Genomic DNA, 13,727 nt, shown 5'->3' with positions numbered 1-13,727 from the left:
GGTCGTACGGCGGGCGGGCCCGGCGGCGTCCTGGAGCTCCGGGACGCCGCCGAGCCTGGCCGGGCCCGGGAGCACGCCGGGGCGCCGGCCCGACGATCCCGGGTGTCAGGCCGCCTGGCCGGCGGGCGGCGGCTTGAGGACGAGGGCCACGTTCATCCAGAACCCGGCCGAGGCGATCACAGCCGTCAGGGTGGCCTGGGCCTTCTCGTCGTAGTGCTCGGCGACCTCCGCGAACAGGTCGTCCGGCACCCGCTCCTCCCCCCGCGGATTCGGCTGGAACACGGCGTCGGTCAGCGCCAGCGCGGCCCGCTCCGCGTCGGTGAAGCACGTCGCGTCTCCCCAGGACGCCACGCACGCGATCCGCTCCTCGGACTCGCCGGCCCTCCGCAGGTCCGACGTGTGCCGCAGGACCTGGTAGGTGTTGCCGACGAGCTGGCCGGCCCGCAGGTAGACCAGGCTGATCGTGCCCGACGGCACCGATCCGTTCCCGGTCGCCTTGACCAGTGCGCGCGCCACCTCCTGGATCTCGGGCACCAAGGTGTTGATCTCGGGTATCCGTATCGCCACAGAGTCCTCCCTGTTCGTCGAAGTCGTCATCTCTCTGAGCCCGCGCCGGGGGCCGATGTGACAGAGCGGACGCGATCCGGGTCGCCGATGCCGTCGATGGCCGCGATCCTGTCCTCCACGACCGTGAACACCAGCAGGGCGAACGGCTGCCCGTCGCGGCTGACCACCGCGCCGACCGCTCCGTCGACCAGCACGGGGTGCAGCCGGCCGCCGCGGCCGCCGCCGGTCTGCCTGGCCACCGCCGCGGCGCCGCGGACGAGGACCGGCCCCCCGTCGGGGCCGAAGTCGGTGCGCAGGACGACATCGGGGTCGAGGATCCGGACGAGCGCGTCGAAGTCGCCGGCTCGCGCGGCCGCGAGGAAGGCGTCCACCACCTGCCGCTGCCGCGCCAGGTCGGGATCCGGGGCCTCGGCCCCGTTCACGCGGCGCCGTGCCCGGCTGGCCAGTTGCCGCGTGGCGGCCGGGGTGCGGCCCAGAATGCCGGCGATCTCCTCGAACGGCAGCTCGAACATGTCGTGCAGCACGAATGCCAGCCGCTCGGCCGGGCTGAGCCGGTCGAGCACCACCAGCATGGCCAGGCCGACCGAGTCGGCCAGCAGGGCCTCCTGCTCGGGGCCGAGGCCGGCGTCCGGGACGGCGACCGGTTCCGGCACGTCGGGATCCTCCCGCCGGCGCCGTCGCGAGCGCAGCATGTGCAGGCACTCCCGGGCGACGACGGTGGTCAGCCAGGCGCCGAGGTCGTCGATCTCGTCCACGTCGGATCGGCTCAGCCGCAGCCAGGCGTCCTGGACGGCGTCGTCGGCCTCGGCCGGCGAGCCGAGCATCCGGTAGGCCACCGCCCGCAGCCGGGGCCGGTGCCGTTCGAACCGTTCTGCCAGCCACTCGGTCTCGTCCATCGGGCACACCTTCCTCTCATCCACGGAGATGAACCCGCGGACCCGGCGAATGTGACAGAAGGGCCCACGCCGGCTCCTCGGAGGCTCCCGGCCGATGGCGGTTAGGGTCGGATCATGGCGAGTCGTTCGTATGTGGTGACCGGCGGAGGACGCGGCATCGGGAGGGCTGCGGTGGAGCGGCTCCTGGCCGATCCCGAGGCCGTGGTTGTGGCGATCGAACTGGACCCGGCCGCGCTGGAGTGGACGGCGGACCATCCGGCGGGCTCCCGGGTGGCGGCCGTGACCGGCGACGCGGGCGACGAGGCGGTGGCCGGGAAGGCGGCCGACCTGGCGGAGGCGGCCGCGCCGCTCGCGGGCTGGGTCAACAACGCGGCCGTCTTCCGGGACGCCTCGGTGCACACCTCGTCCGCGGCCGAGATTCTGGATCTCGTCGGGGTGAACCTCGCCGCTCCGCTCGCGGGCTGCGCCACGGCCGTCCGGCGATTCCTGGCCGCGGGGACGCCGGGGGCGATCGTGAACGTGTCGTCCCACCAGGCCCGGCGGGCCGTCCCCGGCTGCACGCCGTACGTCACGGCCAAGGCGGCGATCGAGGGGCTGACGAGGGCGCTGGCCGTGGAGTACGGCCCCCGGGGCGTCCGCGTCAACGCCGTGGCGCCCGGCTCGGTGACCACCGAGCGGTATGAGGCGTTCCTCGCCTCGCTCGACCCGGCCGCGGCGGCCCGGGTGGAGGGGGAGATGGGACGGCTGCACCCCCTCGGCCGGGTCGCCCGGGCCGACGAGGTGGCGGCCGTGATCGCCTACCTGCTGTCGGACGGCGCCTCGTTCGTCAACGGCGCCACCGTGCCCGTGGACGGCGGACGGTCGGTCCTCGCCCGCGACCCCGAGGCGCACTGACCGAGGCACGCCGGACCCGCCGCACGACGGCCGGCCTCAGTCCTCGCGGCGTTCCCGGAAGACGACCACAAGAACGCGGAGCGCGAGGATCCCGCTCACGACGAGCAGGTTGTACCCGATGAGCTGGTAGAGGCCGACGGCGTCGGTCACCCGCGGGCCGCCGCCGGCGCCGAGCAGGAGCACGGCCATGATCCCCGCGGTGGCGGCCAGCACCGTGAGGAGCACCTGGTGCAGCAGGCCCGTCAGGTGCCGGCGGTCCCGGGCATCGGCGAGCAGGCGGACGTTGACGCTGAACCGGCCGTTCTCGGCCGCGCCGACGATCCGGTCCACGCTGCGCGGCAGCCGCCGCAGCACGGGCAGCAGGCGCACGACCTCCTGGGTGACGAGCGTGCGGACCTGGTCGCGGTCGCCGGGAACGGGCAGGTGCCGGCCGGCGAAGCCGCGCGCCTCCTCCACGATGTCGAACCCGGGAGACAGGCGGGCGAGCGTTCCCTCGACCGTGCCGAGGGCCCGGAACACGGCGGCCACCTCCGGAGGCACCGACAGCCCGTGGGCGAAGACGATCCGGAAGAGGTCGCCGAACATCTGGACGTCCGGGGTCACACCGGGCACGAGGTGCCTCGCCATGAAACGCCCGATCGCCCGTTCCAGCTCGCGCTCGTCGATCTCGTCGGGGCGGGGCACCAGCTCCAGCAGCGCGTCGCCGACGCCCATCGGGTCGGCCCGGTCGAGCGCGGCGAGCAGGCGTTGCAGCGAGGCCCGGACCGACGCGTCGAGCCGCCCGACCGACCCGAAGTCGAGCAGCGCGAGACGCCCGTCCGCCAGCAGCATGATGTTCCCGGGATGCGGGTCGGCGTGGAAGACGCCGTGCAGCAGGATCTGCTCCAGCAGCGTGTGCAGGAGGGTCGTGGCCGCCTCCCGCCGTTCGCGGTCGCCCAGCGCGTCCTGGGCGGCGCCGAGCGGGGTGCCGTCCAGCCGCTCCATCACGAGCAGGCGGCGGCCGCTCAGCTGCGGGTACGGCGTGGGCGTCCGCACGTCCGACCGCGCCGAGGTGGCGGCGACGGCCGCCATGTTCGTCGCCTCCACACGGAAGTCCAGTTCCTCGCGCAGCGCCTGGGCGAACCCCCGGGCGAGGTCCCCGAGGCCGACGCCCCGGGCCCAGCGGGTGCGCCGCTCCGCCGTACGGGCGAGGCGCGCGACGATGTCGAGATCCCGCTCGACGACGGGCGCGATCCCCGGCCGCTGCACCTTGACCACGACCTCCTCGCCGGACGGGAGGCGAGCGAGGTGGACCTGCGCGATCGAGGCCGCCGCGAGCGGCTCGCGCTCGAAGAAGGCGAACGCCTCGTCCACCGGCCCGCCCAGCTCGTCGGCGAGCACGCGCTCGATCTCCTCCCAGGGCGCGGGCTCGACCCTGTCCTGCAGCAGGCGCAGCTCGTCCACGAACTCCGGGGGCAGCAGGTCGCCGCGCGTCGACAGGACCTGTCCCAGCTTCACGAACGTGACCCCGCCCTCGTCCAGGGCCCTGCGGAGAGAGCGGGCCAGCCGGGCCCGGCTGGAGGGCGCGTCGAGGTCCGGGGCACGGCCCCGCAGATAGGGGCCGAGGCCGTGGCGGATGAGGATGCGGGTGATGCGCAGGTAGCGCCGGGAGCGCAGCAGCGCGCGCCTGGCCGCCCTCGCCAGCTCGACCGGGCCGGGCACCGAACCCGTGGGCACCAGGGCCTCGGCGACCACCAGGAACACCATCGAGGCCAGCAGCGCGCACGCCACCGCCAGGATGAGGAACCACAGCGGCGCGATGCCCGGCTCGTCCGACGACACCGAGCCTGCGAGGATCCGGCCGACCGGGCCGGCCAGCAGGACGGCCAGGCCGCCGCCGAGCAGGGTCCGCACGACGCCGAAGCGCAGGCCGAGGAGCCGCCGGGCGGCCAGGGCGAAGCCGATGACCAGCAGGACGACCGTCGCCGCGACGACGACCCACACCAACGCGTCCACAGTCGCCCCCGTCCGGTCGCGGTCGTCTGCGCATGATCGCGGCCACTCTAGCCCGCCCCTGGCGACCAGAAGAAGGCAAGTGACCGGTGAAATAAATTTGACCAGTTACTGGTTGACGACTACCGTTGTAACTGCCGAAATCAACGAAGCCAGTCACGACGTCTGGAGCCGATCATGTACAACGACTACGCGCTCGCCGCGGAACGCGCCTTGGAGCTGCGCCGGGAGGCCGGCGAGGCCCGGCTCGTCCACCGCCTCGCCTCCGCCCGCCGCTGGTCCCGCCTCGCCTCCTGGGCGCAGGACCACGCGGCACGCGCGAGCCGCCACCTGGGCTGACCCTCCCGCCCCCTCCCCCGTTCGCCCCGTCTACCGTGGAGGAGGGGCGCCCCCGGCCCCGCCGTACGCCTCACGGGGTCCTCGCCGCGTGAGGCGCCATACGAGCGGAGGTGCGCGATGGCGGGACGGACGCTCACGCGGACGACGCGGCCGGTGGTGAAGCCCACCCCTGCCGGCCTGATGGAGGACACCGGCAGCGACCTCGACTACGGGACCCGGCCCGACCGCATGCCGGGCTTCCTCACCCCGGTGGACCGCTTCTTCGTCCGCAACCACGCGCCCACCCCGGTGATCGACCCCGCCGCCTGGACGCTGCGCGTGGACGGCGCTGGCGTCCGCCGCCCGATCACCTACACGTACGACGAACTGTGGCGCCGGTTCCCGCTGCTGTCCGTCGTCCGGACGCTGGAGTGCGCGGGCAACCGGCGCCGGCTGTTCGGCGAGGAGCAGGGCGCGCCTTTCGATGGGGTCTCGTGGGGACGCGGCGCGATCGGCACGGCCGAGTGGACCGGCATCCGCCTGCGCGACCTGCTCGAACCGGCCGGCATCACCTCGGATGCGCGCGAGGTGATGCCCGAGTCGCTGGACGAGGCGCGCGCCCGCCGCCCGCTCCCCCTCGCCAAGGCGCTCGCCGGCGACACCCTGCTCGCGCTGGCGATGAACGGCGAGCCGCTGCCGCCCGACCACGGGTTCCCCGCCCGCGTCGTGGTCCCGGGCTGGCTCGGGGCGGCGAGCATCAAGTGGGTGGGCAGGATCCAGGTCTCCGACCGCCCGCTGCGCGTCCCGTGGACCACGGAGGACTACGTCATCGTCACCCCGGACCGCCCCGCCCCCGTGCCCATCACCGAGACGCCGGTGGCGAGCCTGGTGGAACTGCCCTGGCCGGCCCGGCTGCCCGCCGGCCCCCGTCTGGTCAGGGGCCGGGCGTACGCCGGGGAAAGCCGCGTCGCCACGGTCGAGTACCGCCTGGACGACGGCCCCTGGCGGACCGCCGACCTGGAGGCCCAGGGAGGTCGCGGCGTGTGGGCGCGCTGGGAGTTCCCCTGGGATCCCGCTCCCGGCGACCACGTCGTCCGGGTCCGGGCCACCGACGAGCGGGGCCGCCGGCAGCCCGACCGGACACCCTGGAACGCCCTCGGCTACTGTCACAACTCGGTCCTCGCCCATCCCGTCACGGTGACCGCGCGCTGAGATCGGAAACGGACCGCTCGAAAGCGCTATAGGCCGGAGATTTCGCCCATCAGGGCACCGAAAGCGGAAATTCATTTCAATTTCCGGTAGCGACTCCTATGCTCGCGGAAGGTGCACGTTCAGCCCGAGTCTCCGGGAAGGAGCGGACGCGTGACCGACGACGGCGCGGCGCAGCAGGGCATCGACGCGCACATCCCGAACGCGGCGCGCATGTACGACTACTTCCTCGGCGGCAAGGACAACTTCCCGATCGACCGCGAGGCCGCCGAGCGCGTCCTGAAGGTCGCCCCCGAGGCCCGCGAACTGGCCCGGCGCAACCGGGCCTTCATGCGGCGGGCCGTGCGCCACCTGGTGTCGGAGGCGGGGATCCGGCAGTTCGTGGACATCGGCACCGGCCTGCCGACCAAGGGCAACGTGCACGAGGTGGCGGCCGAGGTGGACCCGGGCACCCGCGTGGTCTACGTGGACAACGACCCGGTCGTGCTCACCCACTCCCGGGCGCTGCTGTCCAACGCCACCAACACGGTCACCGTCCGCGGCGACCTGCGCGACCCGGAGGACATCCTCACCAACCCGGAGCTCGAGGCGCTGCTCGACTTCTCCGAGCCGGTCGCCGTCCTCCTCGTCGCCGTCCTGCACTTCCTGCCCGACTCCGACAAGCCCGGCGACCTGATCCGCAGGCTGCGGGACGGCCTGCCGGAGGGCAGCTACCTCGTCATGTCCCACGTCACGGCCGAGGAGCGGGCCGGGGCCGCGCATCTGGGCGCGTCGGTCTACAGCCGGGCCAGCGCCGCAGTGACCTTGCGGAGCCGGGCGCGGATCAGCGAGCTGTTCGACGGATTCGAGCTGGTCGAACCTGGACTCGTCCGGCTCGACGAGTGGCATCCGGAGCCGGACGCCTCCTCTGCCGACTTCGGCGGCAAGGAGCTGCCGACCTGGTTCCTCTGCGGCGTCGGCCGCGCGCTCTGACCGGATCTCACCGCTCGGACAGCAGCGCCGCCAGCTCCTCGGAGCCCAGTGGGGGCTCGGACAGGTCGTGGGCGTTCTCCGCCCGCAGGGCGTCCAGGATGAGCTCCAGGTGGCGCCGCCACAGCCCGGGCCGTACGGACGCGGTCATCTCGTGGACCCGCGACGCGCCCCAGACGACGAACGACAGGTCGGACAGCGTGAAGTCGGTCCGCAGCCGCCCCGCGGCCCTGGCCCGGTCGATCACGCCCGTCGTGAGCCGGTAGACCTCGGCCCTGACGTCGCCCGCCTCCTTCCCCTCCAGCACCCGGCGGCAGGCGAGATCCTCGAAGGCCCGGTCGCCGGCCTGCGTCTCGCACACCCGGCGCAGGTAGTGGACGAACGCCTCCCAGGGATCCGCGGCGGCCGCGGCCTCCCGGCCGATGGCGGCCCAGGTCCGCAGCTTCTCCAGCAGGATCGCGTCGACCAGGTCGGCCCGGGCCGGGAAGTGCCGGTACAGCGTGCCGATCGCCACCCCGGCCCGCCGGGCCACGGCCTCCAGCGGGGCGTCGGCGCCGCGCTCGGCCAGCACCTCGCGGGCCGCCGCGAGCAGGGCCTCGCGGTTGCGGACGGCGTCGCGGCGGAGTGGTCGGGTCTCGGCGGTCACGCTCGCCATCCTACCGAAGTCGAGGCATGCCCTCAGGTTCGTGCTACCGTACGCAGAAAATGTGAGGCATACCCTCGACTTCTGGAGGACCTGACATGAGACCGACCATCGTGATCATCGGGGCCGGCCCGCGGATCGGCATGGCGACCGCCCGCCGCTTCGGGGCGGAGGGGTTCAGGGCCGCCCTCGTCGCCCGGGACGCCGGACGGCTGGACCGGCACGTCCGCGAGCTCGGCGCCGAGGGGATCGAGGCCCGGGCCTTCCCCGCCGACGCCGCCGACCCGGCGGCCCTAGAGGAGGCGCTGGCGGAGATCCAGCGCGAGGCCGGGCCCGCACAGGTGCTGCTCCACAACGCGGCCGGCGCGCCGGAGGGCCTGGCCCCGGTCCTGGACGTCACCGTGGACGGCGCGCGGGACGCGTTCGGGGTCACCGTGCTGGCCGCGGTCACGGCCGTGCGGGCCGTCCTTCCGGCGATGGTCGAGCGCGGGTCGGGCACGCTGCTGTTCACATCCGGCGTGTCGGCGATCCACCCCATCCCGTACCTGGGCAACGTGGGGATCGCGGTCGCCGGCCTGCGCAATTACGCGCTGGCCCTCGCCGAGGCGCTCGACGGGACGGGCGTGCGCGTCGGCCACCTGCCCATCGCGGCCGTGGTCGCGCCCGGCTCCCCCGCGTCGCCGGAGACGGTGGCCGAGACCCACTGGAGCATGCACGCGGGAACGCAGGGGACCGAGGTGGTCCTGGGCGACGTCGCGCTGGTCCGGGCGGCCGTCGCTCGGCTCGCCTGACGCCGGGAGGGGCATGCGAAAAGGTTGGTGAAAATTGTGTTACGTACCGCGTGTCCCATTTCTCCCACTGGCCCCGAGACGCCACCCTGTGGGCATCCCGGCTCCTGGGGAGGATCCCATGCTCAAGCGGTCCCGGCTTTTCGGACAGAAGACCCGTGTCACGTTCGCCCTGCCCGCCGACCGGCCCGAGGGAGTCGTCAGCGTCGTCGGCGACTTCAACGACTGGCGGCCCGGCCACCACGAGCTGCTGCGCCGGCGGAGCGGCATCCGGAGCGTCTCGATCATCCTGCCGCCCGGCGCCCACCGCTTCCGCTACCTCGCCACCGGCGGCCTGTGGTTCGACGACGAGAGCGCCGACCTCATCGACGACCACGGCAGCGTCGTCCACCTCTGACACACCCGCACCGCCCCGGGACGCCGTCCCGGGGACCGGCCGTTTCCCCCTCCCGACCGGGGGCATACGTGGACCTGGCGCGCGGCGGACCGGCGGCAGCCGCTCCCTCCGGCACCGCCCGGCCCCGGCCCCGGGGCCCGCCGTCGCGCAGTGAGGGCCCGTACGGGCCGACGACGACGCGGGAGGGCACGATGAAGGCAGTCACCTGGCACGGGAAGCGGGACGTCCGCGTCGAGGAGGTCCCCGACCCCGCCATCAAGGAACCGACCGATGCGATCATCCGGGTGACCACCACGGCCATCTGCGGTTCCGACCTCCACCTGTACGAGCTCCTCGGCCCGTTCATCGGCGAGGGGGACGTCCTCGGCCACGAGCCGATGGGGATCGTCGAGGAGGTGGGCGCGCAGGTCACCCACATCGCCCCCGGCGACCGGGTGGTGATCCCGTTCAACATCTCCTGCGGCCACTGCTACATGTGCGACCGCGCGCTCTTCGCGCAGTGCGAGACCACCCAGGTCCGGGAGTACGACACCGGCGCGGCCCTGTTCGGCTACACCAAGCTGTACGGCGAGGTCCCGGGCGGCCAGGCCGAGTACCTCCGGGTTCCGCAGGCCCACTTCGGCCCGATCAAGGTGCCGGAGGGCCCGCCGGACGAGCGCTTCGTCTACCTGTCCGACGTGCTGCCCACCTCGTGGCAGGCCGTGGAGTGGGCGGAGGTGCCCGACGGCGGCAGCGTGACCGTCTTCGGCCTCGGGCCCATCGGGCAGATGTCGGCCCGCGTCGCCCGGTACCGCGGCTACCGCGTGATCGGGGTGGACGTCGTCCCGGAGCGGCTGGAGATGGCGCGCCGGCACGGCGTCGAGGTGATCGACGGATCGCAGGTCGACGACGTGCCCGGGGCCGTACGGTCGATGACCGGCGGGCGGGGCACCGACTCGGTCATCGACGCCGTGGGCATGGAGGCCCACGGCTCGGCCGGCGGCAAGCTCGCCCAGACGATGACCTCGCTGCTCCCGGACCGGGCCGCGGCGGCGATGATGACCCGCGTGGGCGTCGACCGGCTCGCCGCCCTGCAGCAGGCCATCGAGACCGTGCGGCGCGGCGGCACGATCTCGGTCAGCGGCGTGTACGGCGGGATGACCGACCCGCTGCCGATGCTGCAGATGTTCGACAAGGGCGTGGCGCTGCGGATGGGCCAGGCGCACGTCAAGCGGTGGATCGACGACCTCATGCCGCTGGTGACCGACGACGCCGACCCCCTGGGCGTGGAGGACCTCGCCACGCACGTGCTGCCCCTCGACGAGGCGCCGCACGGGTACGAGATCTTCCAGAAGAAGGAGGACGGCGCGATCAAGGTCCTGCTCCGGCCCTGAGCCCGGCGCCGGGTCAGGCGCGCGCCTCCTCCGGGAGGGCCGCCGGCCCGGCCGCCCGCGCACGCCCGGCCCGCCCCCGGACGGCCGAGCCGAGGAACGCCAGCCCGAACACGAGGCCGACGAGCAGCGCGATCGACGCCCCGGCCGCGATGTTCCACTGGCTGGAGACCCACACGCCGGCTAGGGCGCACAGGACGCCGATCGCCGCCGCGACGGGGAAGAGCACCGCGAGCCGGTCGCTCAGCAGCCGAGCGGTGGCCGCCGGGCCGACGAGCAGCGCCACCGCCAGGATGGCCCCGAGCGCGGGGACGACGGCCACCACGGTGACCTCGATGAGCACCAGCAGGGCGAAGTCCAGCAGGGCGGTCGGCAGGCCGAGGGCCGAGGCCCCGGTGGGGTCGAAGGCGGCCAGCAGCAGTTCCTTGCCGACGAGGGCCAGCACGAGCACGACCGCCAGCGCCACACCGGCCGTGATCGCCAGGTCGCCCGTGCTCACGGCCAGCACGTCGCCGACCGTGTACGCCGTCAGGTCCTTGGAGAAGCCGTCCTGGGACGACACCAGGACGACGCCGAGCGCGAAGCCCCCGGACAGCGCGATCCCGGTGGCGGACGTGAAGTCCTGGCCGCGCACCCGGCTGAACGCGACGACCGCGAGCACGACGAGCACGCCGAACAGGCCGCCGCCGAGGTAGAGGTTCAGCCCGAGCAGCGCCGCGACGACGATGCCGGGGAACGTGGCGTGCGTGAGGGCCATCGCGAAGAACGGCAGCCGCCGGACGATCACGAACACCCCGACCACCCCGCCGAGCGCGCCCACCATGGCGGCCTCGACGAGGGCCCGGTGGACGGTGGAGTCGAGCCAGGTCACCGCAGCGCCTCCAGTCCCGCCCCGGTGTGGCCGAGCCGGATCCGCCGGCGGGCGGCCCCCGCGGCCGCCGCCAGGCCGTACAGCGCGACGAGGACGAGCACGACCGTGCCGCCGGACGCGAGGCGCAGGCCGTGCTCGACGGACGCCTCGTAGCTGGCCGCGAGGCCGAGCCAGCCGCCCGCGGCCCCGATGAGGCAGGCGAGCGGCACGATGACCGCGAGCCGGTCGGACAGCGCCCGCGCGGCGGCGGCCGGGACGATCAGCAGCGCGATCACGAGGATCGTGCCGACGGCCCGGACGGCGGCCACGACGACCAGCGCGATCACGACGTTCGACACCAGGTCGAGCAGTCCGACCGGCACCCCGGCCGCGCGGGCGCCCTCGGGGTCGAACGCGCGCATCAGGAGCGGCCGGCGCAGCGCGGCCAGCAGGGCCACGACGAGGACGGTCACGACGGCCGTCTCCGCGAGCTGTTCTCCCGTGACGGTCAGCACGCGGCCGAACAGGAACGCGGTCAGGTCCGACGTGTAGCCCGTCTGCCGGGAGACCAGCACCACGCCGATGGCGAACAGCGTGGTCAGCAGCATCGCCAGCGCGGCGTCCTCGCTCACCCGGCGCCGGTGGGTGAGCAGCGTGAGCAGCACGGCGGTGACCACGCCCGCGGCGAGCGCGCCCCAGAAGATGCCCCCGTCGCCGGCCATGAGGTAGCCGATCACCACGCCGGGGAACACGGTGTGGGTCAGCGTGTCGCTCGCGAACGCCAGCCGGCGGAGCAGCACCAGGACGCCGACCGTCCCGGCGAGCGCGCCGAGGATCACCAGCTCGACCAGCGCCCTGGCCATGAACGGCAGCTGGAAGGGCTCGAACAGGCTCATGTCTGGGTCACGATCACCCGGTCGCCGCGCAGCTCCAGCGCGTGCCCGCCGTACGTCGCGCGCAGCCGCTCGGGCGTGAGCGTCGCCTCGGTCGGCCCGAATCCGAACTGGTGCCGGTTGAGCAGGCACACCTCGTCGCAGGCGAGGTGGGCCACGGCGAGGTCGTGCGTGCTGACGACCACCGAGGCGCCCTGCGCCTTGAGCCCGTTCATGGCCTCCAGGATGGCGTGCTGGCTGACCGCGTCCACGCCGTTGAACGGCTCGTCCAGCAGCAGCAGCCGGGGCCGGGCGGCGATGGCCCGGGCGAGCAGCACCCGCTGCCGCTGGCCGCCCGACAGCGTGCCGAACCGGTCGCGCGCCCGCCCCGCGAGGCCCACGCGCTCCAGCGCCGCGGCGACCTCGGCCCGGTCGGCGGCGGAGGGACGGCGCAGCCAGCCGATCCTGCGGTAGCGGCCCATCATCACGACCTGCTCGACGGAGACCGGGAAGTCGGGGTCGAGCGTGTCGGCCTGGGGGACGTACGCGACGTCGCGCCGGGCCTGGGCGGGGGCGGCGCCCAGCACCTCGATCCGGCCGCGCACGACGGGGACCAGCCCCAGGAGGGCCTTGATCAGCGTGGACTTGCCCGCGCCGTTCGGCCCGATCAGGGCGACGGCCTCGCCCTCGTAGACGGTGCCGTGCAGCTCCTCCAGCACCGGAACCTCGCCGTACGCCACGCTGGCCCGGTCGAGCACCAGGGCGGCCGGCCGGGCCGTCTCCGGCTCGCCGGTGCGGCCGTCGCCGCCCTCGGCGGCGGTCAGCGGGCTCCGCGTCTCGGGGGTGGGGGTCATGCCGCCGGGTCCTTGAGGGCGTTGACAATCATGTCGGTATTGTGCTCCTCCATCTGCAGGTAGGTGGCACCGGCCGAACCGGCGGGCCCGAGCGTGTCCCCGTAGAGGGAGTCCTCGCCCGCGACGACCTTCACGCCGGCCTCGCGCCCGATCGCCTCCGCCGTCTTCGGCGGCAGGGACGACTCCGAGAAGATCGCGGTCACCCCGGTCGCCCTGATCCTGGCGACCAGGTCCGAGATCTGCCTGCCGGACAGCTCGGCGGAGGTGTCGAAGCTCGGGATGATCGAGCCGACGAAGGTCAGCTTGTATCGGTCGAGGTAGTAGCCGAAGGCGTCGTGGTTCGTCACCAGCTTGCGCCGGTCTGCGGGGATAGAGTCGATCTTCTTGGCGATGTCGGCGTCGAGCGCGTCGAGCTTCGCGTCGTACGCCGCGAGGCTCGCCCGGTACGCCGTCGCGTCCGCCGGGTCCTTCGCCTCGTAGGCCTTCTCGATGTTCGCCGCCATGATCTTCGCGTTCCGCGGGTCGTGCCAGATGTGGGGGTCGCCGGCGGCCTCCTCCGCGGACCCGTCGCCCTGACGGATCGTCACGCCGCGGCTCGCGTCGACGACCGGGCCGTCGAAGCCGGCCGACGAGATGACGGAGTCGAGCCACCTCTCCAGGCCGACGCCGTTCTTCACGACGACGTCCGCCTCGGCGATGGCCTTGATGTCGAGGGGCGAGGGCTCGTAGTCGTGGGGGTCGACGTTCGGCTTGAGGATCTGGTGGACCTCGACCTCGTCGCCGCCGACGGCACGGGCGAAGTCGGCGATCTGGGTGGTGGTCGCGACCACCTGGAGCCGGCCGGAACCCCCGGCGGCCGAGGCGCCGGAACCGGAGCCGCAGGCGCCGGCGAACAGGACGAGGAGTGCCGCGACCGGCAACGATCTGGCGAGAGGCGGAATCACAAGGGTCCTCGGGACGCTGGTTCGTAGTGGTTACAGGACCTCTTGAAGCGGATCCTTCCAGAATCGTCCCGTAAATGAAAATCATTGTCAACTTGGCCCATGAGGTCCTTCATGTACGAGTCGTGCCCGGCCCCCACAAGGGGACCGGGCACGACGAGGCCGGG

At 73.7% G+C, this 13,727-nt stretch carries 15 protein-coding genes; 7 read left to right on the top strand and 8 right to left on the bottom strand.

Annotated features, from left to right (window positions below):
- Positions 1 to 105: 105 nt before the first annotated feature.
- Entirely contained in the window at positions 106 to 567 is a 462-nt protein-coding gene (locus MPTA5024_RS20060) for a carboxymuconolactone decarboxylase family protein (RefSeq protein WP_232326546.1), read from the bottom strand.
- A gap of 26 nt (positions 568 to 593) precedes the next feature.
- On the bottom strand, positions 594 to 1,463 hold the full coding sequence (locus tag MPTA5024_RS20055) for a sigma-70 family RNA polymerase sigma factor (protein WP_036325675.1): 870 nt from the start codon (positions 1,461 to 1,463) through the stop codon (positions 594 to 596).
- A gap of 114 nt (positions 1,464 to 1,577) precedes the next feature.
- Between MPTA5024_RS20055 and MPTA5024_RS20050 the strand changes: the two genes are divergently transcribed.
- Positions 1,578 to 2,357, top strand: a complete 780-nt coding sequence (locus MPTA5024_RS20050) for an SDR family NAD(P)-dependent oxidoreductase (RefSeq protein ID WP_036325672.1) — start codon at positions 1,578 to 1,580, stop codon at positions 2,355 to 2,357.
- A gap of 36 nt (positions 2,358 to 2,393) precedes the next feature.
- Here MPTA5024_RS20050 and MPTA5024_RS20045 read toward each other — a convergent pair whose 3' ends face one another.
- A complete protein-coding gene (locus tag MPTA5024_RS20045) occupies positions 2,394 to 4,352 on the bottom strand; it encodes an ABC1 kinase family protein (RefSeq protein ID WP_036325671.1) in 1,959 nt (652 codons plus the stop codon).
- A 174-nt stretch (positions 4,353 to 4,526) separates the two neighbouring features.
- Here MPTA5024_RS20045 and MPTA5024_RS41075 point away from each other — a divergent pair, with 174 nt between their 5' ends.
- The 3 genes from MPTA5024_RS41075 (at position 4,527) to MPTA5024_RS20035 (ending at position 6,848) form a co-directional block, all read left to right on the top strand.
- The gene (locus tag MPTA5024_RS41075; protein WP_157099570.1) at positions 4,527 to 4,688 is read left to right on the top strand and encodes a hypothetical protein; all 162 of its coding nucleotides are present in this window, start codon (positions 4,527 to 4,529) and stop codon (positions 4,686 to 4,688) included.
- A gap of 117 nt (positions 4,689 to 4,805) precedes the next feature.
- Positions 4,806 to 5,879 carry a sulfite oxidase gene (locus tag MPTA5024_RS20040; protein ID WP_051458379.1) on the top strand — a complete coding sequence of 358 codons (1,074 nt, stop codon included), beginning with the start codon at positions 4,806 to 4,808 and terminating at the stop codon, positions 5,877 to 5,879.
- 150 nt (positions 5,880 to 6,029) lie between these two features.
- Entirely contained in the window at positions 6,030 to 6,848 is an 819-nt protein-coding gene (locus MPTA5024_RS20035) for an SAM-dependent methyltransferase (protein ID WP_036325668.1), read from the top strand.
- Between the two features lie 7 nt (positions 6,849 to 6,855).
- Here MPTA5024_RS20035 and MPTA5024_RS20030 read toward each other — a convergent pair whose 3' ends face one another.
- Positions 6,856 to 7,491 carry a TetR/AcrR family transcriptional regulator gene (locus tag MPTA5024_RS20030; RefSeq protein ID WP_198167239.1) on the bottom strand — a complete coding sequence of 212 codons (636 nt, stop codon included), beginning with the start codon at positions 7,489 to 7,491 and terminating at the stop codon, positions 6,856 to 6,858.
- 95 nt (positions 7,492 to 7,586) lie between these two features.
- On the opposite strand from MPTA5024_RS20030, the gene MPTA5024_RS20025 reads away from it, so the two are divergent.
- From MPTA5024_RS20025 to MPTA5024_RS20015, 3 genes are all read left to right on the top strand, one after another.
- A complete protein-coding gene (locus MPTA5024_RS20025) occupies positions 7,587 to 8,279 on the top strand; it encodes an SDR family NAD(P)-dependent oxidoreductase (protein ID WP_036325664.1) in 693 nt (230 codons plus the stop codon).
- A 118-nt stretch (positions 8,280 to 8,397) separates the two neighbouring features.
- Positions 8,398 to 8,673, top strand: coding sequence for an isoamylase early set domain-containing protein (locus MPTA5024_RS20020; protein WP_036325663.1), 276 nt, complete (start codon positions 8,398 to 8,400; stop codon positions 8,671 to 8,673).
- Between the two features lie 191 nt (positions 8,674 to 8,864).
- On the top strand, positions 8,865 to 10,046 hold the full coding sequence (locus tag MPTA5024_RS20015) for a zinc-dependent alcohol dehydrogenase (RefSeq protein WP_036325661.1): 1,182 nt from the start codon (positions 8,865 to 8,867) through the stop codon (positions 10,044 to 10,046).
- Between the two features lie 13 nt (positions 10,047 to 10,059).
- Here the strand turns inward: MPTA5024_RS20015 and MPTA5024_RS20010 are convergent, their stop codons facing one another.
- The 4 genes from MPTA5024_RS20010 to MPTA5024_RS19995 are packed head-to-tail and all read right to left on the bottom strand — an operon-like array spanning position 10,060 to position 13,563.
- Entirely contained in the window at positions 10,060 to 10,914 is an 855-nt protein-coding gene (locus MPTA5024_RS20010; RefSeq protein WP_063794715.1) for a metal ABC transporter permease, read from the bottom strand.
- Positions 10,911 to 11,789 carry a metal ABC transporter permease gene (locus MPTA5024_RS20005; RefSeq protein WP_036325659.1) on the bottom strand — a complete coding sequence of 293 codons (879 nt, stop codon included), beginning with the start codon at positions 11,787 to 11,789 and terminating at the stop codon, positions 10,911 to 10,913. Before MPTA5024_RS20005 ends, MPTA5024_RS20010 begins: the two co-directional genes overlap by 4 nt.
- On the bottom strand, positions 11,786 to 12,619 hold the full coding sequence (locus MPTA5024_RS20000; protein WP_084369817.1) for a metal ABC transporter ATP-binding protein: 834 nt from the start codon (positions 12,617 to 12,619) through the stop codon (positions 11,786 to 11,788). The genes MPTA5024_RS20005 and MPTA5024_RS20000 overlap by 4 nt, the downstream gene beginning before the upstream one ends.
- Positions 12,616 to 13,563, bottom strand: coding sequence for a metal ABC transporter substrate-binding protein (locus MPTA5024_RS19995; protein ID WP_036325657.1), 948 nt, complete (start codon positions 13,561 to 13,563; stop codon positions 12,616 to 12,618). The genes MPTA5024_RS20000 and MPTA5024_RS19995 overlap by 4 nt, the downstream gene beginning before the upstream one ends.
- Positions 13,564 to 13,727: the final 164 nt, after the last annotated feature.

Origin of the sequence: Microbispora sp. ATCC PTA-5024 (assembly GCF_000511135.2) — a bacterium.
In the GTDB taxonomy this organism is placed as follows: Bacteria; Actinomycetota; Actinomycetes; order Streptosporangiales; family Streptosporangiaceae; genus Microbispora; species Microbispora corallina.
Note: the sequence above shows the minus strand (reverse complement) of the source record. Positions and strands in the feature narration are given on the sequence as shown.

Coding starts and splice junctions, on each gene's coding strand:
- MPTA5024_RS20020 (WP_036325663.1), top strand. CDS start 8,398: ATGCTCAAGCGGTCCCGGCTTTTCGGACAGAAGACCCGTGTCACGTTC.
- MPTA5024_RS41075 (WP_157099570.1), top strand. CDS start 4,527: ATGTACAACGACTACGCGCTCGCCGCGGAACGCGCCTTGGAGCTGCGC.
- MPTA5024_RS20055 (WP_036325675.1), bottom strand. CDS start 1,463: ATGGACGAGACCGAGTGGCTGGCAGAACGGTTCGAACGGCACCGGCCC.
- MPTA5024_RS20050 (WP_036325672.1), top strand. CDS start 1,578: ATGGCGAGTCGTTCGTATGTGGTGACCGGCGGAGGACGCGGCATCGGG.
- MPTA5024_RS20040 (WP_051458379.1), top strand. CDS start 4,806: ATGGCGGGACGGACGCTCACGCGGACGACGCGGCCGGTGGTGAAGCCC.
- MPTA5024_RS20000 (WP_084369817.1), bottom strand. CDS start 12,619: ATGACCCCCACCCCCGAGACGCGGAGCCCGCTGACCGCCGCCGAGGGC.
- MPTA5024_RS20015 (WP_036325661.1), top strand. CDS start 8,865: ATGAAGGCAGTCACCTGGCACGGGAAGCGGGACGTCCGCGTCGAGGAG.
- MPTA5024_RS20025 (WP_036325664.1), top strand. CDS start 7,587: ATGAGACCGACCATCGTGATCATCGGGGCCGGCCCGCGGATCGGCATG.
- MPTA5024_RS20005 (WP_036325659.1), bottom strand. CDS start 11,789: ATGAGCCTGTTCGAGCCCTTCCAGCTGCCGTTCATGGCCAGGGCGCTG.